Here is an 18,400-nt window from a genome sequence, read left to right on the forward strand (position 1 = left end):
ACCTTCATGCCAGAGAAAACCAAAAAACGTGCAGCCCGTCGGGATGCGGAAGTTGATGCAATCCGCACTATTTGGTGGTTCCGGTGCTTGAGCAACCATCTAGAAACGGATGCACCACGAAAGGTGCAGCATGTGATCGCTCCCAATACGCTGTCGCACGATGTCAGCGAGGCCCCCATCAAGAACAACAAGTTTCTGGGCTACTCAAGGGGGGCGCATGTCCCAAGCAGGACGCTGGCGTTACAGGCAGAGAGGGTTGTATCAAGGTCAAGCTGGGTGCTGTATCACCCGATTTGGACGGTGTTGCGAACGGCTGGTCCCATCCATAAACATGCAATGACATGGGTGCGCCAGCTCGATCATGAAATACAGGCAATTATGCTTGGGCCGTACAACGCGATTGTCGGTGGTGCGAGCCGACATACGCTTGGCGCGCTTGAGCGCCGGGCCAGTCTGGATAGCCTGGCGGCGCTGACACTCCTTTTGCGCCTACACCACGAGGAGGGCAAACATGAATTGGTTTGGCTCTACACCTGCAGCATCTTCCGGGTACTGCTGCTGGGAACATACTTTGACCAATACGGGGTCGCGGAAAGAATGTTTCAGCTCTACGTGCAGCGAGTGTTCAGCTTGGCCGAGTTCGAGGGGCGGCGTGTGGATCTGTCCAACTATGACTACGTTTTTGCGTCGTATCACTTGGAGGGGATCGCCGAGCGCGTGCGGGATAAGCATGACTCGCAACGCGACCGAAGAATGCCAACATTCTATGCCCTGCAAGCACTGACCGGCCTATATGAGCAGCGATTCAAGAAGTACTTCCAGATTCCGCTAGTCAGCGTTGCCGATAGTTAGGCTGACGGTATTCGGTGCGAGTTGATGCTGGCTTTGGAATGCGATTGGAAGTCGGTTTTGGAGTGCGATTGGATGTCAGCATTGGGATGCGAACGTGTGACTGTATTCATGCGAATACTCACTTTGACATCGCCCTCGACCACATCTGTGCCACATCGGCAGAAGAGAGCTATGGCCTGACCTGCCTGGTCGAGCAGATCGTTACCTTGCTGCCCAATCAAAAAAAGTGGGCCATCGCACGAGAGGCCAACCCTGACTACATTTCTGGGAAGGCCTACCAGACGGCAAGCAAAGGACTATGGGAAGCCATCAAGGAAACCGCCACCACCATCCTGCGCGAAGGCTGGTCGGTGGTCTCCAGCAAAGTGGAGAGCTGGCTGGACAAGCTGTTCAACTGGTAGGCATAGAGGGCAAGGCCACAGCCTTGCCCTCTATGCTGTACTAGTGCGGGATTTCTTTTTTTGGTTTCAACGCACTTCCACTTTGCCTATGGCCAAGCAAACCTTCCAGCTACATCAAAGAAATTTAATAAAAACCAGCGTGCCGTGAGCAGCATGTCCAAAAACATTCCCCGTCATGTTAGCCACAGCATCAACTTGCCGGGCAATACTGGCATGGAAGTCAAATACATCTCGGCTGGGGGATGCCCAGTAAGAAACTCCTTGATCGAAGCAAATTCTGACTTGCCCGCCTCTGACAAAAGCCAACTGAAGCTCTCTGGCATGCTTGCACCCGCCCGTTTTCGTGCTGTTCGGCTTCGTACACCTGCTGTTTATAGCGATTGATCGACAGGTCGTAGTTCTGCGCGACCAGATCGCCCTTCGGTACGCCGAAGGCCTGCTGCGTGCGACCCGAGAAATCGCCGTCGCGGTCGCACCAGCGCTGGTACTGCGCGAGGATGTCCGGGATGTCGTTGTCCTTGACCGGCTGGCGCTTGTCGTCCAGCGAGTAGCCGTCGGCGTGCATGTCGTAGAAGAACACTTCGTCGGTGCTGCCGCCCTTGCTGAAGATGATGATGGAGGTGGAGACACCGGCGTAGGGTTTGAACACGCCGCTGGGCAGCGAGATGACGGCTTCGAGCTGGTTGTCTTCGATCAGGTGCTTGCGCAGTTGCACGTGAGCCTTGGAGGAGCTGAACAGCACGCCGTCCGGCACGATGGAGGCCGAACGCCCGCCGGTTTTGAGCATGCGCAAGATGAGGCCGATGAACAGCAGCTCGGTTTTCTTGGTTTTCACCACGCGCAGGATGTCGGGCGACACGTCCTGTTCGTCCAGGCGGCCCTTGAAAGGCGGATTGGCAAGGATTAGGTCGAAGCTGCTCTTGGCGGCCTGCGGGCGTTTTTCGGCAACCCCCTGGCTGAGGGTGTCCTGATAGTGGATGTCGGGTGAGGCAACGCCGTGCATGATCAGGTTCATGCTGGCGATGCGCAGCATGGTGGCGTCGAAATCGAAGCCGTAGAACATGTCATGGTCGATGTGCTGGCAGTATGCTGTGCTGCTAGCGAGGCACAACAGACTCTTCGGATCAGCTTGATTGCAGGGCCTTGCAAGCACTCTGGTTTAGCTCGACAAAAGTCTCCCATGTCATGATTAATCGGTAGTGCAGTTCGTATTGCCTATCGACCCTGCAAATATCCGGGCGCTGCCGGTAGATTCGGCAGCGCTTGAGACCATCATCGAAATGCTGACAGACTCCATCTCCACGATCTAGGCTAGCAGTTTCCGCTAACAGATCAACGCGCCTGCAACACTCACCGCACTGGTTGCAGGGAAAGTTGTGTGGGCCATCAGACATAGGGTTGCAGTATTGCCCGGGCTCGCACCAGCACAGCACGGTCTTCGCTAAGTTCTCTCTGCGCGTCAGAGAAACCTCCCCGAATGTCACGCAGCCTGCTGTTGATCTCGGTGAAGTTGCTGCGGATGTTCTCATCCACCACGCCAATGATGGCATTCTTGAACTCCCACGCAACATCCTCGCTCATCTCGCGGATCAGTTGATTCCGCCGCTCTTCCTGCTGAGCGCGCAGATGCGCCTCTTCCTCCAGGCGCTTTTCCTCGGGATCCTTGCTGAAAAGGGAGTAGAGAACTTGGCAGGCTTGGATGGCCAATCCGATGGCCGGAACCACCTTGCCCACTACCTTCTCACCGATTTTACCCATTGTTACCGGGCCGATTCCCTTGAACACGCTCGGCAACATATCCTTCCCAAATTTCAGGGCGCTCACCACATGCTCGGATTTGATAAGGGAACCCATCTGGCGGACCCCGGTTTCCAGCTGGGTAAAATCGATACTGGAACCCTTAGTGCCTGTCAAAGGTACCGCGCCTTCCTCTTCCATGGAGAACGACCCCGTTCTAGGGGTGTGCAGCTTAGCTTCTGCCTGAATTTGTTCGAGTACTTCGTTCAGCAACCGAGAGGCGTCGCTCGCCAACCAGTGCATCTCCATTTCCAGTTCGGACAGAATCTCGTTGCCGGCATTCTGGATCAGTTGCTCAATCCGCTCTTGGGCGCAGTCCGGATCGCTGGAAATGGCGTTGAAAGCTCGCTGTTCAATAAACGTTGCCTTTGCTTCTGCCAGAGACTTGAGGCAGGCCCGCAAATTAACCTCGCGTTGGGCCAGTTCTGCGTAGAAGTGGTCGATAGCTGCAATGCTGTCCGAGTTGCCGTTCTCATCTAGTAGGTTGATAGTATCGTCGATGAAGCTGTTCAGCCGAGAGATAAAAGAGGCAACCAATTCGCTTCGCTGGATTGAGCCTAGGAACTTGTAGAGATCCCGTTCGAGAACTGGTAGGCCGGATTTGGCCAAGAGATTTTCCTTGCCTTCCAACTTGGCCTTCAAAGCGCTCTTGGCATTTACCTCTAGGATTGGAATGGCCTGCAGCACAGGAGACATTTCACGCTCAAGGGCTATTTCCTGCAGGCGTTGGCGAAGCTCGTCCTTGAGGCGTTCGGCAACCAAAGGCTCGAGGTGATTCTTGCAGTTGAGCACCAGTACAATCTTCTTCTCGCACGCCACAAGCTCCAGCAGTGTGGTGAGAGTTTTGGCCTCTTCGATCACCCCCAAGGGGTTGACTACGAATATCACAACGTCTGCGGTATACAGCTGTTCCCGGGTGACTTCCTCATGCTTGATGGGTGCATCGATACCGGGGGTGTCGAGGATTTCGAACTCGTGCCAAGGGTAGCGGCTGACACTATCCGTTTCTGGTCGGTCAGCCACTTTGGCGCGCTCGACACCCAACAGGGCATTGATTAAGGTGCTTTTGCCAGCGTTATACACGCCATAGACCATAATCGAGGCATTGGGCGATGCACGCTTTTCGGCAACCAGTTTACGGATAGGGGGCAGCCCGGCGGGGTTATACTTTGCGCAGATTGCGTCGATACTATCGAATACGGAAAAAGCACGGGAAAGATGAGTGTCTTGCATCGTCAATCTACCTTGGCCAGTTGTTCGAGCTTGATCTTCAGCTCGGTCATGTCGCTATCTAGTGTCTTGCAGTATTCCTGCAGGGCAGCACGCAGTGGCGTGTAAAGTGTGTTGACATGTTCGGCAATCAGTTCAGGCAGCTTCTTTGCGTAGTTATCCAGTGCGGCCTGCCGGAGCTCTTCGCGGTTATCGCCAACCACGACCTGATGGCGGCTGTACTCGGCACCGGCTGAACGCCCAAAGGTACTGGCGGAGGCACCAAGGGATGCGCCAAGGGCAGCTCCTGCAGGCCCGCCTAAGATGAAGCCGACTGCACCGCCAGCTATGGCACCACCTAGACCAAACCAACTCTTGGTTCCCTTACGGGTACCGCTGAAGTATTCCTTTTCGACAGTAATCTCTTGGTACTCGGGAAGGCTTCCCAAGCGACTGCGGTCGAAGGCCTGACGCAGCCCCTGCTGTTGTTGCTCACCAATTCGCACCAAGGCCTCATGGGCCTGTTGCGCGATCACTTCGACGGCCTGCTTGCGCAGCGTCTCCTCAAGGTTGTCGTTGCCAACAGTGTTGAAGATCCTGTGAATATGCTCGCGCATCTCGCTGGCACCCTTGGCACCCAACTCGGCCAGTTCGCGCTGCAGCGCTTCGTCCTGACGCGCGGTGCCGGCAGAAAATTTATCAACGACCTTGCGGACATCATCCAGTTCAAGCGTGGTGCTGCGAATCGAGCTGCGCAGGTTTTCCATCGGCGTGTTCAGCTTGATATCGAGAGCAGGGCCGTGACAAATGTTCTGCAGTTCGTGCAACAACCGGCCCATTCCACTGGTGGCCATGCCCTCGGGGACTGGATTACGCTCGGCGTAGCGGGTAGAGATGGGCAGCACTTCGGCGAGGATGCTGGCGCTATTACCCAGTTTCTTCAGTTCACTCTGCACATAGGCAATCTGGTCACGGAGGTCGGAGAGATCTTTCATCACCACGGTGGTGATGATTTCGCCGTTTTCATCTTCGTCTTCATCGGTGGTGTCACTGCCGGTGAGCAGGACCATGATCTTTTTGTTGGCTGCCAATAGTTCAGCAATTTCCTCCATGTCGGAGGCGCGTCCCGGTGCTTGGGAGCTCATGGTGTAGAGAATCAGGTCAGCATGCTCTACATACTCCTTGGCTAGGTCCCCATTACGGGCATTGACCGAGTGCAGACCGGGCGAGTCAACCCAGGTCAGCCCTGGCAGCCTGAAGCCCTGAATGGAGCTGGTAGCTTCGGTGGCTCCCACACGGAACTGCCGGTTCCTCTTGGCGTCCCCTTCCTGATCACCATTGGCCACATCGGTACGCTCGGTGGAAAAATATTCGGGAGGATGTGCCGCGTGAGCTTTAAGCAAAGCGTCAGGCTCGCTGTGCCCCCAAGCCATGTAGTTGCCCAAGGAGCTCTTGCCTGACTTCACCTTCCCGTAAATGAAAACCAGCAACGAGTCGCCCAAGCCCTTGCGGAAGCGAGTGCCCTTGGCGCGCGCAGTTACTTGCTTTTCCCAAACCCTGAATATTTCATCCAGCTGTCGGGTCAGATCGTCCCCCAGCACCCGCAGCGGGTTATTGCTGTCGAGCATCTGGCTTAGATCCTTGCGGCGCTTCTGCAAGCGCTCGGCGAAGTTATCACGAGCCTGATCGAAGGCGTCCTCCTTGTCACGGATATCGCTGCGCTGCCGATCGAATTGCGCCTGCAGCCTCTGGAACGAGGTCATCAGCTCGTCACGGGAAACGGAATTCTCTTGCATTGGAGCACTATCCTTGTTGTTCGAGCTGCAGTTTCAGATTCTGCAGCCTGTCCAAGCGACTGCGGACCTCTTTGAGAGCGTCGAGGTCACGTTGTTCTTCACTACCGAAGGGGATGAGGTCATACAGTTTTTCCAGCATCTGCAGGTTAACCATGAACTCGCTTCGCTCATTCTGCATAAAGTCCTTCCGGAGGTGCTCCGGCATACGAAGAATCTCGTCCAGACCCCGGGCATATGTCGAGTCCGATTGAAGCTTGGCCATAAAGGCGTTCTCGAGTTTGGATGTGCTGAGCATTGCCGTCTTTCTCGGGAGCGGTACCAAGGCTTCCGCCGAGCGCGCGAGTAGTTCGTGGGCCTCTATCAGACTGTCTTTCTTGAGATTCTTTACCTTGGTGGTAAGGCTGTCGCGCTCTCGCTGGAGACGAGCCTCTCTCTCCTGCCTGCGGCGCTCAGCATCTCCAGAGTCGTATGAGGAAGAACTGTCGTCATCGTTGACGGCTTTGACCACAGCCGCGGCAGCGGCGACCACGGCGGCACCGATAAGCCAGGGTAAGGGCATAGGGAAACTTCCTTTTCTCAGAGGTTGTCGAGTTCATTCTGAACAGCGGTGATTTCCGCCGTTCGCGTGGCAAAGTTCTTGCGCAGCTCCGTCATCATCCGGTTGAAGGCCCTCACTTTGGTCACATATGGCTGCTGCAGGCGAGCGACTTGTTGTTGTTCGGCCGCTATGGCCCGTTCGAGCTTCGTCAAGAGCTCTGCCTTGCGTGCCACCCGACGGCTGGCGCGGACGCTTTCCAACTGGTTGCTAATCCCCTGAACGAGCGCGTCGAGATGCGTGGTCAACTGAGGAATACCACTACTGTCGATCATCGACTGCTTCGCTTGGGCGGAGCCTTTGTGATAGCGTCTGTTAGACACTAGGAAGCATTGGGGTTGAATGCCGAGGCTTTCCTGCAGCTGCTCGAGAATGCGCTGACGGACACTCTCCAGTACTCCGTCCTGGTCCTTGTCCAGTTGACTCAATACCAGTACCAAGCGTTGTTCGGTATTCTCGGCGTAGGTCGCTTTGACCTGCGTCAGCAACTCCATCTCCTCCTGATCCAACTCACCTGGAGGGGCATGGACAAAGAGAACCACATCCGCGTTGTCCAGCCCGCTGTATGCATGCCGGCTGTCTGCCTGGTCGATGCCGAGCCCCGGTGTATCCATCAGAAAATAATGGTCTGTCTCTAGCTCCTGATTGAGCCTGGTGGTGCGCACTGCGCCAGTCTTGAAGAACTCATTCTCAATATGACCGGACAGCATATTGAGTAGCGAGCTTTTCCCTGCCTTGACCAATCCCCAGGCAGCAATGACTGGTTTGGACCTGGGAGAGGCTTCCTGCAGGAAGTCATGGCAATTAGTTTCCAATTGCTCAATGATTGATTTTTTTGTCATAAAAATCCTTGCGGGGAGTTGACGGCGCTAGCGGTGAATGTGATGGGCGGAGTGAATTGTCATCCTGACCAAAAGCTCAGTAACCTTGAGCCCCTGACTCTCACAGTAACGGGCTGCACTGTGACTTGGGGCTGGTAAACTCATTTTTTCCAACTGATCAAGAGTGTTTAGAAAAGCAGGAGTGACTCGCCGGAACAATTCAATTAGATAATGAACCATAACTTTCAGTGGACTGATTGAGCTGATTTATGACTATGTCCCTTAACTCCAAGGGTTCAATGACTGTAATGTTGCAGCCACAAGCTAATATCCATCTAAGCAGTTGCCCGCTGGATGGCATGATCACAATGAGGAGTGAGCCTGGTTCGCCATTGCTCAATGGCTCCAGTTTCTGACTTTCATGCAGCGGGCAGTCATACACCAGATTTTCCACGTAGCCGCGGACAATGGCTTTCAGGGTGATGTGCTCGCCGTTGGCGAAGTCTGCCCGGCCATCGGCGATGTGGCGTTTGAAGTCAAAGTCCTGCTTCTGCCGCGCTGTTGTCGGTAGCAGTTCTGCTGCCCGGATGCGGTCGATGGCGTAGAGCCGTTCTTCCGGCTCGTCGTTTTTCAGGGCGAACAGGTAGATGCGCGGTCCGCGTTGCATGATGCCCAGCGGGTGCAGGGTGGGGGTGCTGCTTTTATCTTGCCGGTCGATATATTTCACCTGCAGGGTGCGGTTTTCTTTCAGTGCCCGCAGTACCATGGTGAAGACTTGGTAGTTGATTTGAGCCGGTTGTAGGCGCAGTGAGTCTGGCAGAATGCATAGTTTGCTTTCGTCGAGCGCAATACCCTGATCGCGCAGCTTCAGGCGGTCGAGCAGCTTGGCCAGTTCGGTGCTGGAGACAATGCCTTCCAGGTTTTTTTTCAAGTGCTCGACAAAGTAGTCCCAAATGCTGTCGTCAATCTCTTCGGTTTCTTCTATGCGCTGGTAGGCTGGCTGGTCGCTGTTGTTGGTCAGCTGGCGGACGCGTCCTTCCCGGACGAGCCGTTGCAAGTCGCGCTGCAGGGTACGTTGGTGGCGGATAACATCTTTATCGATGTTTTCCAGTTTGCGCTGGATTTGTTTGATGGTGAGGCCGTGCGGGTTGGCACTTTGGTCACCAGGCAGCAAGCGTTCAATCAGTGCCAGTCGTTCTGCTCGGTCTTGTGATAGCGACATGTTCTTGTTATCCACTTGCCTTGATATGGTTTAAGCATATGAAAACCGCGCGACATACCTTGTCGCCTGTTACTGGCCTTTCATTCCTGCTGCCAGCAGGGCTGCTGCACGTTCACTCAATACCAGCGATACCGATAGCAGGCCACGCGTCATGCCGACAAAGAGCTTGGCGCGCTCGACGTGGGTCAGCTCGGCAAAGTCGATTTCGGTCAGGATGACGGCGCTGGCAGATTGGCCCTTGAAGCGATACACCGATTCCAGCAGTAGCAGGCCGCGGGTCCATTCTGGTTGGCCATCTTCAGTGAATTTGCCGGTAAAACGCTTGGTGCTGTACCCGGCCAGGGTGTCGAGTCCAATCAGTTTCGAGTGCGCTATGCCCTTGATGGAAAGCACGGCCATCTCAGTCACATCAATGCCTAAGGCGCATTGTTCATTGATTGCATCTTCGGTCTTGCTTAGCAGGTCTTCTTCGCTGCCGTCGTACACGTAAAATGCCGGAACATCTCCGCGCCAAGGGCTTTTCGATTTGATGGTATCCCTAGCGAGTGCAAAGGCATTGATTGCATGGCAGACCAGCTGCGGGCTGCGGAAGTTATCCATGCATTGGATACTGACTGCATCGGGCATGTCGAAAGCGGGGCGACCATACAAGCATTGGTCCGGGTCCTCCAGCATGTACAGCCGGCCGTCAGGTAGCAGCATGGAGATCAGACCGTGGATCCACTCCGGTTGCAGGTCTTGTGCTTCATCCAGAATCAGCAGGTCAAGATTGGCTGGCTGGGTGTGGAGGGATTGCAGGTAGTTGGCTGCGGCCTGTTCAAAGGTGTTGGGGTCTTGAAAATCGAGTGTTTGATGCTGCTTGCGATAGTCATCGATACACAAGGCATGAAAGGTGCTGCACTGGCCAGGGGCGATGCGGGACATCTGTTCGGCCAGTGGCCGATTAAAGCAGACGTACAATGTGCGCAGCCCGGCTTGATTCGCTTCTTGTAGCAGTGTGACAGCCAGCTGGGTTTTACCTGAACCTGCAGTTGCCTGGATGCGGTAGCGCCGGGAGGGTGCCAGCATGCGAGGAACCCAGGTAGCCAAACCATCGGCAAGCCCTTTGACGGTCTTCTGCAGTTGGCCTTGCAGGCTGGCTACATCGGGGACAAGGTCGAGCTGGTTGCTGAGAAAGGCTTTTACCCGACCCGCCGTGGCGGCTGGTACACCCAGGGGTAGTAGATACGCTATGCGAGCCGGCAGGTTGGGGAAGTCTCCCGCATCAAAAATGCGTTCCCGCGGGATACTGACGATCGATGCGTCGGTGAGATGAAAATCTGGCAGCACCAGGCAGTTGGACACAGAAACGTGGAGTTCCGCCCTGGTCAGCAGCTGGCGCATTGCGCCGTATTGCACGCGCACTTGGGTGGCAATATCACGTTGGCGCAGACCGTAGTTTTTTATCAGTTGACCATTGTTGATAGTCAGTGCGCCTGACTTCACCTCGACAAGTAGCAAGTCGCCAGCCTGATTCATCACGATCAGGTCAATCTCGCCGTGACAATCGCGTGCTTCATGCAAGCTGTGCCATTCCACATTGTGGAAGATGACATATCCATCTGGCAGTGATCTCTGGAGCAGTGTCAGTACATCCATTTCACGGCGGTAGCCCGTGGTTCTTCTTACTTCTCCTGACAAGTCTGGAAGCAGCTTGGCCATACACAACAGCTCATCTGAAGTGCTTAAAGCATAAACATATCAGATTTTTAAGGCATTTACTTTAGAAAAAATGCATAAAAAATGGTGCTTTTCGCGACAAAGTATGTCGCAGATCAAAGCCATACTGACACAGGCCGCAAGAAGAGGAGCGTCATTATGTTTCCTGAAGACAAACGTCCCCATGAAGGTAATTCGGCATGGATACTGTTGGCAGTTGTTCTCTTTGTCGTATCCCTGGGGTTGCCGGGCAGGTCCTGGGGAAGGATGCTGCAAATGCTCTCGGCCGTTCTGCTGGCTATTGTCTTCCCGCTACTCGGTGTTCCCTTGTTGATTTACATCGTATTCGTTAGTTGAGGAGGTAATCCATGCCGGTACCACTTGGCCCTGTCAAGTTTGTCTGCCCTCGCTGCCATTGGCAGCGCACGATCATGATGCCATCCGACGTGATGCTCTTACCCGAATGGGCACGTTGTTGCCCACGCTGTGGGTGCAATCAAATGCAGCAGACCAGGGGCAATCGCATAGAGAGCATATTGGGCGCACTTGCAGAGCGGCTCTCCCGGGCTTTGAACAGACGGGAGGCAATGTGATGAACGTTCTGTCGAGTAAAGGTCTTGCCAAGACACCCTCTCCGTCCGACTATGCGATGGTAGTCAGCTTATTTGCAAGGGAACCATTGTCTCGTATTCCGCTGATCGATCTTCGAAACACATTGCGAATTTACGGAGTAAGCTTTTCTCGCTGTATCGAGCAAGTCGACCCTGAAATGCCCGCCCTGGCGCTTCTCGCCTTGCGGGAGATACAGCGCAGGTTGCATTGCCACATGACTGCATTTCAATGCGAAGGCTGCTATTGATCATTATCGGCGTGAGCGGCCGTTTTGGCCGTCGATCTGCCAGAGCCGCATTCGGGGCTTCTGCTGCGAGTGAAAACATGGGAGTGCCACCCAAGGCCCGCCATCCCATCCGTTCAGAAAATGGCGCTCTGCTTGAAGAAGGCAAAACAGGCCTTCAGTGCTGCCTGCTGCTTGACATCCCGCGTGATGAACCCCAGACCATACACTTCCCTGGCGTCCTTGGCCTGCACCCACATCACGCTGGCATCCTGCTCCAGCGGGGGCTTGGGAGCGGTATTCTTCGATACTGTCATGGGGCATCAAGATCAGCAACTGCATGTGACTGCCCTGCGGAAAACCAAGCGCGATCGGCAGGCGCAAACGCAGACCGGAGAGGAGCAGATCAGGGCTACACAGCTACATGAATAGAAAAAAGCCTCACAGCATTTCTACTGTAAGGCTTTGATTTTAATGGCACCGATAAGAAGAGTCGAACCCACGACCTTCGCATTACAAATGCGAAGTCAATAAAACACAGCTACACCATAACAGCCAAGGCTAGCTCAGATTGAAGTCAGCCGGCTCAATAAATATCTTGCGCTCACCCATCTCGTCCAACCAGTCGCTGTACCATTGCATCATCTCCTGACGGTGTTTTAGATAACGTGCATTGCGATTGTACAGATCTCGGATGGCTTTTGCGGATGGAGCCAAGTCCCCCTTGTCGCCTTTTGCAGCATGACCAATGTGCAACTCAATAGCATCGCGGTGGAAACGCATCGCTTCATTCAGTGCAGAGGTCATAGTAGTTCGGAAACCATGCAAACACTGGTCTGTGCTCGTACTGTAGCCCATGGCTCGGATAGCGTTGTTAATGCCTGTATTAGACACAGGACTTCCCACTCGCCCTCCGGCGAAAACAAAGGTGGCATGCTCATTAAGAGCTTTGACTTGCTGCATTACATCCAAAGCTTGGCGACTCAAGAATACCATACGCGGGCGGCCCATCTTTTCCCCTCGGTAGCTATAAGCCACCCAGTCCACAGGCTGACGTTCTGGAGGAATAGTCCACACACCCTCCTCCAAATTGAACTCCGCCCAACGAGCGAAACGAATTTCGGAAGACCTGGCACCTGTCATCAATGCAAACCGAAGAAAGAGCTTGATGACCAGCAGACAATCAACTGACCGTAACTTTTGAAGCAACTGCGGAACACTCTCAAGAGGGAGGGCCGCTTTTGGGGTACTAACAATTACTGGCAAGATACCGTTGCGGCCAGTCAGGCTTGATACTGGATCATACTGAATCCGGCTTGTACGCTTAGCATGTTTCATAACACCGCTAATATGCTGCAGTACACGTGTCGCAGTTTGCTGATGGCCTTGCTTGCTGAGCAAGTCCACCGGCTTTCTCAATAGAGCCTCATTCAAAGTATCTACCGGCAACCGGCCAATGTAGGGAAAGATGTGCTTGCGTAACTGGCTAGCAATACGAGCACTGGTGACCGGTTTGATATTTTTCACCCGACAATGCTCATCTAACCACTCCATTGCTACCACTTCAAAAGTAGACTCATGAGCGAGCTTACCCGCCTCTTTGCACAGCTTCCGCTCAATTGCTGGGTCTTTGCCCTGCCGTATGCTCTCGCGGCAAGCATCGGCTTCCAGCCGAGCCTGTTTAAGGCTGAGCTGAGGGTAGTCTCCTAACCAGATTTTGATCCTCTTCCCATACAGGCTACTGACATACCGCCAGCGCTTCCGTTCAGCACTGACTACTAACCACAAGCCACCACCATCTCGAAAGTTAGACTCGGATTTACCTGCTTCCACTTGCGCAGTACGGCACTGAATATCCTTCAGCAATGCCATACCGATGCCTTTTTCCACCGCCATAAAGAAGCCCCCGTACGTTCCCCCTAAAATAACACGGGGGTACATACGGGGGCACGTTTTCATGTGGATGCAGCTAAATTCAAGTGCACCACATTGGACGCTAATTCTTGGGAAAACCTATAAAACTATGACCAATCAAGAAATTTTGGACGACTTAAAACAACTTTGAAATATCCTTGGCTTCCCAGTGCGGGAAGTGCTTGCGCACCAGCGCGTTGAACTCCAGCTCAAAGGCACGCAGGCGGGCCAGTTCGTTGGCATCCTGGGCACTGCTGTCGCTCTGCGCGGCGCCGGTGATCATGCCGGCGCCGGCGGTGGCGTTGGACAAGCGATCGATCACGATCAGGTTGCCGCTGCCACGGCACTGGCGGTAGGCGTCGAACACCACCGGCGCATTGACGACGACGCGGCACAGGCCGAACTCGTTGAGCTTGAGCTCGTCGGCGGCATACTGCTCCATGGTGTTGACGTCGACGCGGTGCAGGATGTGCTCGACACGGCCGAACACGTTCTTGCCGGCCAGCTTGAAGGCGTACTCCTTGCCCACCTGCAACGGCACCTCGTTCATCCACACGATGTGGGCATCGAACGCCGCCGAGACCTGGGGTTCCACCTCGCCACTACGCACGATCATGTCGCCGCGCGAGCAGTCGATCTCGTCTTCCAGCGTCAGCGTGACGGCCTGGCCGACGTGGGCACTGGCCAGATCGCCGTCAGCGGTGACGATGGCCTTGACCTTGCTGGTCTTGCCCGACGGCAACACCATAATCTGGTCGCCCGGATGCACGCGGCCGGAGGCGATGGTGCCGCAGAAGCCGCGGAAGTCCAGGTGCGGACGGTTGACGTACTGCACCGGCAGGCGGAAGGCGTCGAGCGCGGCGTCGTGCGACAGCTCGACCGACTCCAAGAGCTGCATGAAGGTGGCACCGTCGTACCACGGCGCGCGCTCGCTCGGTTTCACCACGTTGTCACCGCGCAGCGCCGAGATCGGCACGAAGCGGATGTCCGGAATCGCCAGGTGTTCGGCGAAGGCGAGGTAATCGTCGCGAATCTTGTCGAACACCTCCTGGCTGAAGTCGACCAGGTCCATCTTGTTGATCGCCACGATGACGTGGCGGATGCCAAGCTGGCTGACGATGTAGCTGTGGCGGCGGGTCTGGGTCTGCACACCGCGACGGGCGTCGATCAGGATCACCGCCAGGTCCGAGGTGGAGGCGCCGGTGGCCATGTTGCGGGTGTACTGCTCGTGGCCCGGGCAGTCGGCGATGATGAACTTGCGCTTCTCGGTGGAGAAGTAGCGGTAGGCCACGTCGATGGTGATGCCCTGCTCGCGCTCGGCCTGCAGGCCGTCGACCAGCAAGGCCAGATCGATGTCCTCGTCGGTGGTGTTGTACTTCTTGCTGTCCTTCTGGATCGCGGCCAGCTGGTCTTCGAAGATCAGCTTGGAATCGTGCAGCAGCCGGCCGATCAGCGTGGACTTGCCGTCGTCGACGTTGCCGCAGGTGATGAAGCGCAGCAAATCCTTGTTTTCGTGCTGTTTCAGGTAGGCCAGGATATCGCTGGCAATCAGTTCGGATTGGTGAGACATGGTGGTATTCCGTCATCTTCGGCCAACGTGAGGCCGGGGGCGTTCACGTCGGCACGCGGGATTCGCGACAAGCTCGTCAGGACAGGCTTAGAAATAGCCTTCCATCTTCTTTTTCTCCATCGAGCCGGCCTGGTCGTGGTCGATCAGGCGTCCCTGGCGCTCGGAGGTGGTGGTGAGCAGCATTTCCTGGATGATCTCCGGCAGCGTGGCCGCTTCCGACTCGACCGCGCCGGTCAGCGGGTAACAGCCCAGGGTGCGGAAACGCACGCTGCGCATTTCCGGCACTTCGCCTTCCTTGAGCGGCAGGCGTTCGTCGTCGACCATCACCAGCATGCCGTCGCGGTTGACCACCGGGCGCGGCTTGGCGAAATAGAGCGGCACGATCTCGATGTTTTCGAGGTAGATGTACTGCCAGATGTCGAGTTCGGTCCAGTTGGACAGCGGGAACACGCGGATGCTCTCGCCCTTGTTGATCTTGCTGTTGTAGATGTTCCAGAGTTCCGGACGCTGGTTTTTCGGGTCCCAGCGATGGTTCTTGTCGCGGAAGGAATAAACACGCTCCTTGGCGCGCGACTTTTCCTCGTCGCGGCGCGCCCCGCCGAAGGCGGCGTCGAACTGGTACTTGTTCAGCGCCTGCTTGAGGGCGTCGGTCTTCATCACGTCGGTGTACTTGGCGCTGCCGTGGTCGAACGGATTGATGTTGGCCGCCCGCCCTTCTTCATTGGTGTGCACCAGCAGTTCCATGCCGACCTTGGCCGCCATGCGGTCGCGGAACGCGATCATGTCGCGGAACTTCCAGGTGGTATCGACATGCAGCAGGGGGAACGGCGGCTTGCCCGGGTAGAACGCCTTGAGCGCGAGGTGCAGCATCACCGCCGAGTCCTTGCCGATGGAGTACAGCATCACCGGGTTCTCGAATTCCGCCGCCACTTCGCGAATGATATGGATCGACTCTGCTTCCAGTTGTTTGAGGTGAGTCAGTCTTGCTTCACTGATAGTCATCTTGCTCCGCCCGCTATTGGCACGTGGCCAGTTCTGTTCCTGCCAGCAGGCGGCACACCCGCCTGCCATTTGACGCCAATCTACCGGAAGCCCCCTAGCCAGGCAAAACCGAATGGATATATCAATATGCGCTATTGGAAGCAAAAAACTATCTAACCAGACATATAGCGGCGCCCCCGATGGCGGCCCTGCCTCCCACGGCGAGGATAAAGTTGTCCGGAGTCGGGAGATTGCTTATATAGTCAGCGGGGGAGAAAAAGAATGACAACACACGCCGCACCGATCCTGAGCCACGACGCCGCCCAGCAACCGGCCGGCTTGCCGGTTTCCGCCCCCGGCGGCACGCTCCGCCATACCCTGTCGTTGCCGCAGAAACTGACCGTCGCCACCTTTCCCGCCGCCCGGCTGAAACACCCCGGCATCGTCCCGCCCAGCGAGCAGGAACTGCGCGACGGGCTCTGCCTTTGGCATTACGACCTGCCGGCCTGGCATCCGCTGGCCAGCCTGCTGGCGCTCTCGGGGGTGCTCCCGGGCAAAGAGGCGGTGGGGCTGTGCTGCGACCTGCTGGGCGCGCTGATGTACGCCCACGCTCAGGGCGTGGCGCACGGCGGGCTGAGCCTGGACCATATCCTGCTCGACGACGAGCGCACGCCGCACCTGCTCGGGCTCGGGCTGTTGCCGGCGCCGCCGGCGAATAACCTGCCCCGCATGCGCCAGCGCGACCTCGCCGCGCTGGCCGGCATCCTGCACCAGTTGCTGACCGGCCAGCCGCCCGGCAGCACGCCGCTGCGGCAATTGAACCCGCTGATCGATGACGAACTGGACGCCATCATGGCGAGCGCGCTCGACACGACGCCGGGACAGGGTTTTGCCGACGCCGCCTCGCTGCTGGCGGCGCTGCAGGCCTGGCTCACCACCCAGCACCGCTTCATCAAGGGTAGCGCCAGCCCGACCGCCTGGGACAGCCTGCTGGAGCGCATGCGCTATTCGGCCGACTTTCCCGCCCTGTCGCAGGCGATCCAGGCCATCAACCAGGTGAGCGAGGACCACACCGGCCGGGTACAAGAGCTGGCGGAAATCATCCTGCAGGACTTCTCCCTCACCAACAAGCTGCTGCGGGTGGTGAACTCGGTGCATTACAGCCACTTCGGCGGCGCGGTCAGCACGGTGTCGCGCGCCATCGTCATCCTCGGTTTCGACACCATCCGCAACCTGGCGATCACGCTGCTGCTGTTCGAACACATGCACAACAAGGCGCACGCGGCCACCTTGAAGGACACCGCGCTGCGCACCTTCTTCTGCGGCCTGCTGACGCGCGAACTGGCGCAGCACGGTGCCGCCGGGGACAGCGAGGAAGCGCTGATCTGCGGCATGTTCCACCACCTGGGCGAACTCCTGTGCCGCTTCTATTTCCGCGAAGAAAGCCGGCTGATCGACCTCAAGGTCGAGAACGGGCTGAGCCTGACCCAGGCCACGATCCATACCCTGGGGCTGGATTTCGCCGCGCTGGGCATGAGCGTGGCCGAGCACTGGAGCTTCCCGGCACGCATCGTGCAGAGCATGGAGCTGCTGCCGGCCGGGCCGATCCGCCCGCCGGCCAGTGCCGCGGCGCGACTGTGCATCCTGGCCAACCTGGCCGCCGAGCTGACGCAACTGACACAAGACCCCGGCAGCGCCCCGCGCCAGCCGCTGGAGACGCTGCTGGAACGCTATCAACGCGTGTTGCCGCTGAACGCCGAGCAGGCGATAGAGCACGTGCGTGCTGCACTGCGGGCGTTCGACGAGCACGTCGAGCCGATCGGGGTCAGCGCCCGTCCCGACAGCTTCCTGGCGCGGCTGCGCGGCTCAGCGCTGCTCGCCGGCTCGACGCGTCCGGGCGTTCGCCCTCCGCCGCTCGCCCAAGCCATCCAGGCAGCCCGGCCGCAAGAGCTGGAGCTTGACCTGATGCTGGATTTCGCCGCCGTGCCAGAGCCCTGCGAAGACAGCAGCGCGCGCCGCTTGAGCGCTGGCGTGCAGGAGCTCACCCACGCCCTGCTCGGCCCGTTCAACCTGAACGAGCTGCTGCAGACCGTGCTGGAAACGCTGTTTCGCGCCACCCCGTTCGAGCACGTGCTGCTGTGCACGCGCGACCCGCGGCTGGGACAGATGGTGGCGCGTTCCGGTTTTGGCGAGCGGATCGGCACGATGATCCCGGCCTTCCGCTTCAGTCTGCAGGAGCCCGCCAACGTGTTCTGCGTGGCGCTGGAGCACAACGCCGACATCTTGATCGAGGACGTCAACGCGCCGAATATCGCCAGCCGCATCCCCAACTGGCTGCGCCGCGCCACGCCGGCGGAGACCTTCCTGATCCTGCCGCTGGTGCTGGAGAACAAGCCGATCGGTTGTCTGTACGGCGAACGCAGGCATGCCCATAGCCTGAAGCCCGACGCAGAAACGCTGAACCTGCTGAAGGCGCTGCGCAATCAGGCGCTGCTGGCGATCCGCCAGAAACAGTCCGCCGGCGGAGCCTGATGGCAGAACGCCACGACGCCCCCTACCCGGCCCGTCTTGCCGGGGAGCCGCGCCGGGTTTCGCGGTGTGCCGGACTATAATTGACGGGAATGGAAGGGAAGGATTCGAATGTTTTGCGGCGTCGCATATTGACGTTTACGTAAACGTTATCTTATGTTCACGGAATCAGTGCACAAG

17 protein-coding genes are annotated in these 18,400 nt (G+C 57.1%); 5 read left to right on the top strand and 12 right to left on the bottom strand.

The window, feature by feature from the left end:
• Positions 1–6 precede the first annotated feature (6 nt).
• Both NH8B_RS13620 and NH8B_RS13625 read left to right on the top strand, forming a co-directional pair.
• Positions 7–852 (top strand): hypothetical protein, encoded by an 846-nt coding sequence (locus tag NH8B_RS13620; protein WP_148282985.1) that lies wholly within the window; start codon positions 7–9, stop codon positions 850–852.
• 68 nt (positions 853–920) lie between these two features.
• A complete protein-coding gene (locus NH8B_RS13625; protein WP_148282986.1) occupies positions 921–1,253 on the top strand; it encodes a hypothetical protein in 333 nt (110 codons plus the stop codon).
• 220 nt (positions 1,254–1,473) lie between these two features.
• On the opposite strand, the gene NH8B_RS13630 is transcribed toward NH8B_RS13625, so the two are convergent.
• The 8 genes from NH8B_RS13630 to NH8B_RS13660 all read right to left on the bottom strand — a co-directional run bounded on the left by NH8B_RS13630 (position 1,474) and on the right by NH8B_RS13660 (position 10,394).
• Complete coding sequence (locus NH8B_RS13630; RefSeq protein WP_255345160.1) at positions 1,474–2,406, bottom strand: HsdM family class I SAM-dependent methyltransferase; 933 nt, start codon at positions 2,404–2,406, stop codon at positions 1,474–1,476.
• On the bottom strand, positions 2,378–2,647 hold the full coding sequence (locus tag NH8B_RS21400; RefSeq protein WP_083844260.1) for a YkgJ family cysteine cluster protein: 270 nt from the start codon (positions 2,645–2,647) through the stop codon (positions 2,378–2,380). The genes NH8B_RS13630 and NH8B_RS21400 overlap by 29 nt, the downstream gene beginning before the upstream one ends.
• Positions 2,640–4,283: a GTPase gene (locus NH8B_RS13635; protein ID WP_014087823.1), complete on the bottom strand. Its 1,644-nt coding sequence runs from the start codon at positions 4,281–4,283 to the stop codon at positions 2,640–2,642. The genes NH8B_RS21400 and NH8B_RS13635 overlap by 8 nt, the downstream gene beginning before the upstream one ends.
• A gap of 2 nt (positions 4,284–4,285) precedes the next feature.
• Positions 4,286–6,055, bottom strand: coding sequence for a dynamin family protein (locus NH8B_RS13640; protein WP_014087824.1), 1,770 nt, complete (start codon positions 6,053–6,055; stop codon positions 4,286–4,288).
• A gap of 7 nt (positions 6,056–6,062) precedes the next feature.
• Positions 6,063–6,614, bottom strand: a complete 552-nt coding sequence (locus NH8B_RS13645) for a hypothetical protein (protein ID WP_014087825.1) — start codon at positions 6,612–6,614, stop codon at positions 6,063–6,065.
• A gap of 17 nt (positions 6,615–6,631) precedes the next feature.
• Positions 6,632–7,492, bottom strand: a complete 861-nt coding sequence (locus tag NH8B_RS13650) for a GTPase (protein ID WP_014087826.1) — start codon at positions 7,490–7,492, stop codon at positions 6,632–6,634.
• 199 nt (positions 7,493–7,691) lie between these two features.
• Positions 7,692–8,693: a helix-turn-helix transcriptional regulator gene (locus NH8B_RS13655; protein WP_051002164.1), complete on the bottom strand. Its 1,002-nt coding sequence runs from the start codon at positions 8,691–8,693 to the stop codon at positions 7,692–7,694.
• 69 nt (positions 8,694–8,762) lie between these two features.
• Positions 8,763–10,394: an AAA family ATPase gene (locus NH8B_RS13660; protein ID WP_014087828.1), complete on the bottom strand. Its 1,632-nt coding sequence runs from the start codon at positions 10,392–10,394 to the stop codon at positions 8,763–8,765.
• Between the two features lie 156 nt (positions 10,395–10,550).
• Here NH8B_RS13660 and NH8B_RS13665 point away from each other — a divergent pair, with 156 nt between their 5' ends.
• Both NH8B_RS13665 and NH8B_RS20975 read left to right on the top strand, forming a co-directional pair.
• Positions 10,551–10,748, top strand: a complete 198-nt coding sequence (locus NH8B_RS13665) for a hypothetical protein (RefSeq protein ID WP_148282987.1) — start codon at positions 10,551–10,553, stop codon at positions 10,746–10,748.
• A gap of 235 nt (positions 10,749–10,983) precedes the next feature.
• Entirely contained in the window at positions 10,984–11,250 is a 267-nt protein-coding gene (locus NH8B_RS20975) for a hypothetical protein (RefSeq protein ID WP_148282988.1), read from the top strand.
• Between the two features lie 113 nt (positions 11,251–11,363).
• On the opposite strand, the gene NH8B_RS13670 is transcribed toward NH8B_RS20975, so the two are convergent.
• The 4 genes from NH8B_RS13670 to cysD form a co-directional block, all read right to left on the bottom strand.
• A complete protein-coding gene (locus tag NH8B_RS13670) occupies positions 11,364–11,543 on the bottom strand; it encodes a hypothetical protein (RefSeq protein ID WP_014087829.1) in 180 nt (59 codons plus the stop codon).
• A 244-nt stretch (positions 11,544–11,787) separates the two neighbouring features.
• Positions 11,788–13,122 (bottom strand): tyrosine-type recombinase/integrase, encoded by a 1,335-nt coding sequence (locus tag NH8B_RS13675; RefSeq protein WP_014087830.1) that lies wholly within the window; start codon positions 13,120–13,122, stop codon positions 11,788–11,790.
• A 154-nt stretch (positions 13,123–13,276) separates the two neighbouring features.
• The gene (gene cysN / locus NH8B_RS13680; RefSeq protein ID WP_014087831.1) at positions 13,277–14,710 is read right to left on the bottom strand and encodes a sulfate adenylyltransferase subunit CysN; all 1,434 of its coding nucleotides are present in this window, start codon (positions 14,708–14,710) and stop codon (positions 13,277–13,279) included.
• Between the two features lie 87 nt (positions 14,711–14,797).
• Positions 14,798–15,712, bottom strand: a complete 915-nt coding sequence (gene cysD / locus NH8B_RS13685) for a sulfate adenylyltransferase subunit CysD (protein ID WP_008954518.1) — start codon at positions 15,710–15,712, stop codon at positions 14,798–14,800.
• Positions 15,713–15,973: 261 nt separating this feature from the next.
• Here cysD and NH8B_RS13690 point away from each other — a divergent pair, with 261 nt between their 5' ends.
• Positions 15,974–18,223 (top strand): HDOD domain-containing protein, encoded by a 2,250-nt coding sequence (locus NH8B_RS13690; RefSeq protein WP_014087832.1) that lies wholly within the window; start codon positions 15,974–15,976, stop codon positions 18,221–18,223.
• Positions 18,224–18,400: the final 177 nt, after the last annotated feature.

This window comes from Pseudogulbenkiania sp. NH8B (genome assembly GCF_000283535.1).
Classification (GTDB): domain Bacteria; phylum Pseudomonadota; class Gammaproteobacteria; order Burkholderiales; family Chromobacteriaceae; genus Pseudogulbenkiania; species Pseudogulbenkiania ferrooxidans.